Here is a 9,327-nt window from a genome sequence, read left to right on the forward strand (position 1 = left end):
GGGCCGCCAGCTACCACCGACCCCGCGGGGCGCCTAGGCCGGTGAGGCGCGCGCCCTCGCTCTCCATCGTCGTGGCCCGGCTTGTCCGGGCCACCCACGATCTCCGCCTCGAAGGATACGGCCCGGCGGCGCGGCGGGTCCTTCTGGCGGATCGGTGTCCATGGGTCGCCCGGACAAGCCGGGCGATGACGGCCGAGAGGGCGCGCGATTGCGTCACCGTTCTCGCCACCACCCACCGCCCGTCGAACTGATTCAGTACCCGTCCGGGCCAGGACATGCTGAACTCCCTTGCGTCGAACGGAAAGCGGGTCGGGCATGACGGCGATCTACGTCCAGATGGCGCTGGGACTGGCGGGCGCCTGGGTGGCCGGCGGGCTGATCGGGGCGGAGCGGAGCTATCACGGCCGCGCCGCGGGGTTCCGGACCCACGCCCTGGTGGCGATCGCCGCGGCGGCGACCATGATGGTCTCGTTCGCGCCGAGCTTCGCCCCGGGGGCGAGCTTCCTCAGCATCGACCGGCTCGACCCGACCCACCTGGCGCAGGGGGTGATGACCGGGGTCGGCTTCCTGGGCGCCGGAGTGATCTTCAAGGAGGGCGTCAACGTCCAGGGCCTGACCACGGCGGCCTCGGTCTGGGCGACGGCGGCGATCGGCCTGCTGTTCGGGGCGGGCGAGTACGGCGTGGGCGCGCTCGCCGTCGCCGGGGTGCTGTTCACCCTGCTGGTGCTGCGCTGGGTCGAGGACGCCGCGCCCAGCCGGGTCTACGCCTGGTCGGTCTTCCGCTTCCGCAGCGTGTCCGCGCCCGATACCGAAGGGCTGCACGCCCTGCTGGACCAGCATGGCCTGTCCCTGCGCGACGTGAGCTATGCGCTCAGCCACGACGGGGCGATCATGGAGTTCAGCGGCAATCTGGTGGCCCGCCGCACCGGGAGCCTCGCCGACCTCGCCGCGCACCTGCGAACCCTGGAAAACGTCGCCGAGTTCGAACTTGCGCGGATCAGCAAATAGGCGCCACGCCGATGAAGATCGACCTCCTGTCGCCGGACAGCTTCGCCGCCGGCCAGCCGCACGACCAGTACCGCTGGCTGCGTGAGCACGCGCCGGTGCGCTGGCATGACGAGCCGGGCGGCGGGGCGGGGTTCTGGGCGGTGACGCGCCACGCCGACGTCTGGGCGGTGGACCGCGACTTCCAGGGCTTCTCGTCGGGCCCCACCATCCTGATCCCCGACCCGCCGGAGGGGCAGGGCCAGGGGTTCGGACCCTACAAGATGATGCTGATGATGGACCCGCCGGAGCATACCGCTTTCCGCAAGCTGATCCGCTCGGAGTTCACCCTGCCGGCCGCGCGGCTGCGGTCCGACCGGATCGCCGCCCTGGCCCGCCAGATCGTCGATGCAGTGATCGCCCGTTCTTCTGCATCCGGGGGCGAGTGCGACTTCGTGGCCGAGGTGGCCGGGGAGATGCCCTCCTTCGTGATCGCCGAGCTGATGGGGCTGCCGCTGGAGGACGGGCGCGAGCTCTACAAGCTGACCGAGATCATCCACACCGCGCCGGAGGCCCTGCCGCCCGGCGCGGGCGGCGCGGCGGTGGCCAAGATGTTCGAGTACGGCACGGGCGTGATCGCCGAGAAGCGGGCGCGGCCGGGCGACGACCTGGCCTCCAAGCTGCTCGCCTGCGAGGTGGAGGGCCGCCGGCTGGAGGACATGGAGTTCCTGCTGTTCTTCCTGTTGCTGGTGGACGCGGGCGGCGACACCACCCGCAACCTGCTCTCCGGCGGCCTGCTGGCGCTGATGGAGCATCCGGACCAGATGGCCTGGCTGATGGCCGACCTGCCCGGGCGGCTGCCTTCGGCGCGGGAGGAGCTGCTGCGCTGGACGAGCCCGGTGATCTACATGCGCCGCACCGCGCGCCGCGACCTGGAGCTGGCCGGCCAGCAGGTCCGCGAGGGCGACAAGGTGGTCATGTACTTCGGCGCCGCCAACCGCGATCCGGCCGTCTTCGAGAACCCCGAGACCCTGGACCTGGCGCGCGACCCCAACCCGCACATCGCCTTCGGGACCGGGCCGCACGGGTGCCTGGGCCAGCACATCGCCCGCATCGAGATCGACGCCATGCTGGCCGAGGTGCTGGGCCGCATGACCGGCTTCGAGCTCGCCGCCCCGCCGGAGTGGCTGCCGTCCAACTTCATCTCCGGCCCGAAGACCATGCCGCTGCGCCTTCGGCCGCGCGAGGCCTGACCTGGCGCGGGTGTGGCGTTGACAACTCCGGGTTGCTTCTCGCCAATGACGGGCGTGCTGGGGGGCCGAGTATGCCGTTGAGTGGTGAGACCGTGACCCTGGCGGGTAGCGGCGTGGTGTTCAACAACACCTACGACGCGGGCGTCACCGACGCGGTCAGGACCTCGATCATCGGGGCCGAGAACTACCTGCAGGCCCATTTCACCGACAATGTGACGCTCAACGTCGCCTTCAACTTCGATCCGGGGAAGCCGGGCGACGTGGCCAGCAACGTCTTCAACACCTACGCGGTCAGCTATTGCCAGCTCGTCGGCGCCCTGACCGCGCACGCGACCACCGCCGACGACCGGCTGGCGGTGGCCGGCCTGCCGGCGACGGACCCGTCGAACGGCGTGGGGTTCGAGATCGTCAGCGGCGAGGCCCAGGCGCTCGGGATCCTGCCGCCGTCCGGGCTGACCGACGTCACGGTGACGATCAACAGCCTGCAGCCCTGGACCTTCGGCTCGGACCTCGTCGGCGCAGTCGAGCATGAGCTGAGCGAGGGCGGCTTCGGGCGCTTCGAGACGCTGGGCCTGGGCCCCAGCGGCCGCTTCGCGCCGTTCGACCTCTTCCGTTTCGACAGCACGGGCGCGCGCGACTACACCGGCGGCTCCGACAACTTCCTGGCCTTCTTCGGCGTCGACGGCGCGCATCTGGCGGGAATCCTGCACAATTCGATCGGCGCGAGCGGCGTCAACGACGGCCGGGACCTCGGAGACTTCGACCTCACCTTCGAGGATGCGTTCGGGTACGGCGGCGGGGGTTACAACACCAGCATCTCGGCGGTCGACCTGCAGGTGCTGGATGTGCTGGGCTTCACGCCCAGCGGCGCGCCGCCCGGCAGCGGCCCCGACGACTATGCCGACAGCTTCACCGACACGAGCCATCCGTTCGGGCAGGTGATCGTGGGCGCGCCGATCGCGGGGATGCTGCAGTCGATCGGGGACCGCGACTGGTTCAAGGTGCAACTCAACGCCGGGACCGACTACGTCATCAACCTGACCGGCCAGGACGGTGGCGGCGGGACGCTCGGCGACCCGGTCCTGCGGCTGCACGACGCCAGCGGCGCCCAGATCGCCTTCAACGACGACGCCGATTCCCGGATCTTCGACTCCCGGCTGGTCGTCCATCCGACCGCCAGCGGGACCTTCTATGTGGAGGCGGGCTCGCTGGGCGATTTCAACTCGGGCTCCTTCACGCTGAGCGTCCAGGCCGGCGTGACGGTCTCGACGCCCGGGAACGACGTGATGGTCGCGCCGGCCGGCGGCGGGACCCTGATGGCCGGCGCCGGCGACGACACCATCACCGCGGACACCGCCCTGACCGCCCAGACCTATCTGCGCGGCGAGGACGGCGACGACGTCATCAATGGCGGGGGCGGCTTCGACGACATCAACGGCAACCAGGGCAACGACACGCTCCACGGAAATGGCGGCGACGACTGGGTGGTCGGCGGCAAGGGCGACGACAGCCAGACCGGCGATGCGGGCAACGACATCGTCTGGGGCAACCTCGGCAACGACACCCTCGACGGCGGCCCTGGGAACGACCAGATCCGCGGCGGCCAGGGCGACGACAGCCTCTCGGGCGGCGCGGGGAACGACTTCATCTCCGGCGACCGCGGCAACGACACCGAAAGCGGCGGCCCGGGCGCCGACATCTTCCACGGCTCCCAGGACGCCGGCATCGATAAGGTGCTCGACTTCAACTACGCCGAGGGCGACCGGGTGATGCTGGACCCCGGCACCACCTACACCGTCAGCCAGGTGGGCGCCGACACGGTTATCGACATGGGCGGCGCGAACCAGATGATCCTGGTGGGCGTCACCCTGGCCAGCCTGCCGTCGGACTGGATCTTCTCCGGCTAGACCCTGTCAGGCTGACTTGAATCAAGTCAGCCGGGGATCAAACAGGGCCGTCGGCTATATCTGGAGCCCGCACGGCGAGGTTGCCGGCCTGCGATCTTGCAATCGGCCGAGGTTCGCCTAACGCTGTGGTGGTCAGCCGGCGCGAAGGCGACGGCGCCCGGGGGAGGCTCCGATGGAAGACGCGGATTTCGGCGGACTGCGCCTGATCGCGGCGGTCGTGGCGGTGATCGCGTTCAACCTGCCGATCCTGCTGGCGGCGCTGGGCCTGCGGCGGGTCACGGGCTTCAGCGGCGCGGTGCAGGAGAAGACCCCCGCCGGCGTTTCCACCGGCGACGTCAGCTACAGCCGCGTGACCGGCCTCATCGGGGCGGTCGTCGTGGCCTCGCTGTTCTGGATCCTCAGCAACATCGTGATCGCCACGGCGATCTTGTCGCCGAAGGACCTGACCCCGATCCTCGCCAACGTCGGGACGCTGTTCTACGTCGGGGCGGTCCTGTTCCTGCCGTACGCTTTCAACCAGTTGAAGACCCTCCTGCAATAGGCGGTGCGCCATGGCCAGACCGCCCTCCGGGACCCCGCCCGCCGATCCGCCGCGACGCGCAACTCGGCCGGCGCCGGCCCATGCGCCCAAGACGCGCAGCCATGTGGGGAAAATCGCCGGCGCGCTGATCGCCACCGCGGCCGCCTCGGGCGTCGGCACGGGCCTGAATGTGGCTGGCCATCATCCGGCGCCCCCGCCGCCGCCGGCCCAGGCCGGCGCGGCCTGCGGCGGGACCGAGCGCTGGAACGTCAAGGTCGCGAACGACCCCGATGCGACGACCATCGACGCCAATCCAAAGGCCGCCTCAATTGTCCAGATGAACGCCCTCACGCCGGGCCCCGTGGACGCGGGGGGCCGCATGGGCGTCGAAAAAGCTCAATATACGGTCCGCGGCTATCTCTCGTTCTTCAAGCACGAGGCGGACGGCGACTATCACGTGGTCATCACCGACGACACGGGCGTCTTCTCGACGGGCAAGACCGCGCCCAATGGCCATAGCATGGTGGTGGAGCTGCCGGACCCCTCGTGCTTCGCCGGCAAGTCGGGCGCGGGGCCGACCACCTCCCGCCTCGGCCAGGCCATCGCCGAGGCCCGCGCGGCTTTCGAAAGCCAGGCGTCGCACATCAACGGCGCCGGCATCCCGCCGAAGACCATCCCCGTCACGGTCACAGGCGTGGCCTTCTTCGATTTCGATCACGGCCAGACCGGGCGGGCGAGCCCTCACCCCGGCGTCGACGGCCAGGGCAAGGTGATCGAACTGCATCCTGTGACCGCGATCTCGTTCGACAAGCTGGGCGAGCCGGACTGAGCGGGTCCGCCTACCAGTCCAGGTCGGCGATCAGGCCGGCGTAGACCTCGATGCCGTCCCACAGGTTGCCCAGGCGCAGGTTCTCGTTCTGGGCGTGCTGGTTGTCGTCATAGTTGGCGATGGAGACGCCGACCATCGGGGCCTTCAACTGGTTGACGATCTCGGCCATGCCGGAGCTGCCGCCCGAATAGGGAAGGCGCAGCACCGGATAGCCCACCGTGCGCCCGATGGAGGCGGCGACCGCCTTGGCTGGCGGGCTCTCCATGGGCGACTCCGTGGCGATGGAGGCGCCGTCGTCCCAGTTGATCCGCACGATCTTCGGATGCGCCAGCCGCGTGGCGAGGTCCGGCGTGTCGCGCACGATGAACCAGCCGAGCCTGGTCAGGTAGGCTTCGGTCATCTGCTGCACGCGCGCCGGGGTCTCGCCGGGCGCCAGGCGGAAGTCGAGGGAGGCGTCGCCCTGGATGGCGATGGCGTTGGCGGCGCTGGGGCCGTCGTCGCCGGCGTGGATGGCGCGCACGTTGAGCGTCGGGCCCATGTAGCCGTCGGCCAGGCGCGGCGGGCCGATGTTGCGGCCCAGGCCCATGGCCTTCTTCAGGTCGGTCTCGACGTCGGGCAGGGCCGCCAGCGCCGCCTTGTCGGCGGCCGACACCGGCGCCACGTCGTCATAGAAGCCGGGGATCAGGATATGGCCGCCCTCGTCGCGCAGGCTCATCACCAGGCTCGCGATCATCACGGTGGGCGAGGGGGCCCAGGAGCCGTAGTGGCCGTCGTGCAGGGGCTTCAGGGGGCCATAGACCGTCGCCTTGAAGCCGGTGATGCCGCGGTTGCCGAAGTTGATCTCCTGCTTGCCCGACGGGTGCATGGGCCCGTCGCCCATGATCAGCAGGTCGCCCCGGACCTTCTCCAGGTTCTTGGCCACCAGGGCGCCGAAGTGCGGCGAGCCCTGCTCCTCTTCGCCTTCGTACAGCAGCTTGATGTTCACCGAGGGTTTGACGCCCGCGGCCTTCAGGGCGTCGAAGGCCGAGAGGAAGGCCTGGATGGTGCCCTTGTCGTCGCCGGCCGCGCGGCCGAACAGCCGCCAGTCGGGGTTGAGCGGGCCGCTGGCCGCTTGCCAGTCCACGGGCCTGGCTTCCGGGAGCGCGGTGCGCATCGAGGGCGTGAAGGGCGTCGAGATCCAGCCCTTCTGGCCGATCGGCTGGCCGTCGTAGTGGGCGTAGAAGACCACGGTGCGCCTGGCGCCCGGCGTCTTCAACTCGGCGAGGATGGAGGCGGGCGTGCCGGGTTGGGCCCGCAACAGTTCGGTCGAGAACCCCCGCTTCTGCAGGAGGCCCGAGATATAGGCCGCGTTGGCGTCGACGTCGGCCAGGTTGGTGGCGATGTTGGGCATGGCCAGCAGGGTGGAGAAGTCGGCGACGATCTCCTTTTCGTGGGCCTGGCGCCAGGCGCGGACCTGGTCCTTGGGCGAGGCCGCCACGGCGCTCCCGGCCCACGCCACGGCCAGCGCCGCCGCCGTCACAGCCATCCCGCGTCGCATCATCGCCTTTTCCCCCAAATCGGCGCGACGCTAGTGGGAGATTCCCACCCGCGCCACTGGGTATTTCCTTCGCGCGGCGATCTCACGGGCCGTGCGCCGCGGGCGCCGGCGAGGCGGCGGCGGCGGGCTTGATCTGCTCAAGTTCGCGGCGCGCCTCGGCGTCACCCTGGGCGGCGGCCTTCTGCAGCCAGGTCGCGGCCATGGCCAGGTCCATGCGCACGCCCTCGCCGCGCAGGTAGGCCTCGCCCAGCCGGCGCTGGCCGAGGGAAGCGCCGTGGTCGGCGGCGCTGCGGACCAGGGCCAGCGCCTTGCCGGTGTCGGCCGGGACGCCGCGGCCGTAGGTGTAGGCCTCGGCCAGGGCCACCTCGGCGTCGGCGTTGCCGGCCGCGGCGGCCTTCTGCAGCCAGGCCATGGCCTCGGCGGGGTTCATCTCCATGCCGTCGCCGTGCGCCAGCCGCTGGCTGAGCCGGTACTGTGCGGCGGCGTCGCCCTTGGCCGCTCCGGCCTTGTCGGCGGCCACGCCGAGGGCGGTCTCGGCCAGGGCCGCGACCTTGGCCGGATCGGAAACCGGGGCCGGCGCCCGAGCCGGAGCCCGGCCCGAGACCGGCGCGGGCGTCCGCGACAGGGGCTTGGCGGTGATGGTCGGCACGTTGGTCGCCAGGGCGGGCGCCGTGGTGGCGGGCGGAATGCCTATGTAGACGTCGCTCCGGCCCAGGTCGCGCCAGGTCTGGGCCGCGGCGTCCGCCTCCGAGGCCGGGTATTCAGGCGCCACGGACCGCAAGGAGAGGTCGATCGAAACCACCCCGGCGTCGATGCGCGCGGTGCGTTTCAGGGCGAGGCCGGCCACCGTGCGATCGACGGTCGGGCCGCCCACCGTGTAGCGCGGGCCGGATGGCAGCACGATGCGCCAGTTGTAGTGGTCGTAAGTCGGGAAATTCACCGCATAGGGGGCGTCCGAATTCGGGCCGGGCTGGCGGCGCGCCACCTGGCCGCCGAAGGCCGTTCCGGGCACGTGATAGAAGGTCCCGTCGGAGAACTGGGTCCAGTCGAGCTTGCCCTTGCCCTCGAACGTGATCCGCACGGCGTCGCTGGTCGTCTCCTCCCGGATGTCGACGGTGTCCACGTCGAACCAGGAGTTCCTCTTGCTCATCGACTCGCGCAGCGCGCGCTCGTAGTCGGCGCGGGGCGTGCTGGCGAGCGTGGCGCGGATGGCCACCGCCGTCTCGCCCCGGTAGACGCCGCTCATCCGCGTTTTGGCCGGAAGGGTGACGCCCGCGCTGGCGTCGATGGTCACGAAGTTTTCGTCGTTGGGCTCGGCCAGCGGCGCCGGCGCCAGCTTTTCGAGGGCGACCCCGCCCGCAGCCAGCGGAAGGCCCCAGCTCCAGGCCGGCACGATCAGGCTGTCGAGGTTGCGGTCGCCGCTGCGGGTGCCGTCCAGCCAGTAGGTCTTGCCCGCGATGCGCGCGCGCACGATGGCGTGGTCGAACCAGCCCGCCGCGGGCAGGTGGGCGTCCATGCCGTCGCCGCCGGAGGTGCTCACCAGGGCCGGCTCGGCGTCGATGCCGAGCTCGCGCAGCAGCGCCACCAGCAGCACGGTCTTGCCCTTGCAGTCGCCGAAGCGGCGCGACCAGGTGAGGTCGGCGTCTGCGGGGACCAATCCCCCGTCATTCATCCCCAGGAAGACATATCGCACCTGGTCCTGGGTCAGGCGCAGGGCGGCGAGGGCGCGGGCCTTGGGGTCGTGGCTGGCCGCCGCGATCTTCGCGGCCTCGGCCTTCAGCGGCGAGCCGGCCTTCAGGACGGCGGCCTTGTCGTAGAGCGGGGCGAACAGGCCTGAGAACTCCGCCCAGTCGCGGTACTGGCTGAACGCGATGGAGCCCAGGTCGGAGAACCGCGCGGGCGCGCCCACCGGCGCCTTGGGCGTCTCGACGTCATGCTCGTCGACCGTCACCTCGGTCATGCCCCCGGAGGTCGCGGTCACCGGCGGTTTCAGGCCCTCGGTCACCTTCCAATGGACCGGCAGCGCGCTGGGCCAGAGGGTGCGGAAGTAGACGCGGCCGGCCACGCCGGCGTGCCGCAGGCTCGCGTAGTGCGTGGAATAGCCCTTCAGCGCCGGGTCCCGTTGCTGGAGGGTGTAGGCCAGGTCGAGAACATCGCCGACCTGCAGGCCTTCAGGCTGGAAGGTGGCCGTCAGCCGCCCGTCGAGCATGGCCTGGTCGAGGTTGGTCTCGCGCTGGATAACCGCGAACTTGCGACCCCCCGCCAGCAGGTCGATCGATTGGCCGCCGCGCAGGATC

Annotated in this window: 7 protein-coding genes; 5 read left to right on the forward strand and 2 right to left on the reverse strand. The window is 70.8% G+C overall.

Features of this window, described 5'->3' with window-relative positions:
- Positions 1-315: 315 nt before the first annotated feature.
- From VNW53_RS07500 to VNW53_RS07520, 5 genes are all read left to right on the forward strand, one after another.
- A complete protein-coding gene (locus tag VNW53_RS07500; protein ID WP_325554673.1) occupies positions 316-1,008 on the forward strand; it encodes an MgtC/SapB family protein in 693 nt (230 codons plus the stop codon).
- Positions 1,009-1,019: 11 nt separating this feature from the next.
- The gene (locus VNW53_RS07505) at positions 1,020-2,237 is read left to right on the forward strand and encodes a cytochrome P450 (protein WP_325554675.1); all 1,218 of its coding nucleotides are present in this window, start codon (positions 1,020-1,022) and stop codon (positions 2,235-2,237) included.
- Positions 2,238-2,308: 71 nt separating this feature from the next.
- Positions 2,309-4,144 (forward strand): NF038122 family metalloprotease, encoded by a 1,836-nt coding sequence (locus tag VNW53_RS07510; RefSeq protein ID WP_325554677.1) that lies wholly within the window; start codon positions 2,309-2,311, stop codon positions 4,142-4,144.
- A gap of 172 nt (positions 4,145-4,316) precedes the next feature.
- On the forward strand, positions 4,317-4,685 hold the full coding sequence (locus VNW53_RS07515) for a hypothetical protein (RefSeq protein WP_325554679.1): 369 nt from the start codon (positions 4,317-4,319) through the stop codon (positions 4,683-4,685).
- 10 nt (positions 4,686-4,695) lie between these two features.
- On the forward strand, positions 4,696-5,493 hold the full coding sequence (locus tag VNW53_RS07520; protein WP_325554680.1) for a hypothetical protein: 798 nt from the start codon (positions 4,696-4,698) through the stop codon (positions 5,491-5,493).
- Positions 5,494-5,503: 10 nt separating this feature from the next.
- Here the strand turns inward: VNW53_RS07520 and VNW53_RS07525 are convergent, their stop codons facing one another.
- Complete coding sequence (locus VNW53_RS07525) at positions 5,504-7,018, reverse strand: M20/M25/M40 family metallo-hydrolase (RefSeq protein ID WP_325554681.1); 1,515 nt, start codon at positions 7,016-7,018, stop codon at positions 5,504-5,506.
- A gap of 94 nt (positions 7,019-7,112) precedes the next feature.
- The coding region (locus VNW53_RS07530; RefSeq protein ID WP_325554682.1) for a DUF3857 domain-containing protein at positions 7,113-9,327 on the reverse strand (2,215 nt) is incomplete at its 5' end.

The organism is Phenylobacterium sp. (genome assembly GCF_035569475.1).
Classification (GTDB): domain Bacteria; phylum Pseudomonadota; class Alphaproteobacteria; order Caulobacterales; family Caulobacteraceae; genus Phenylobacterium.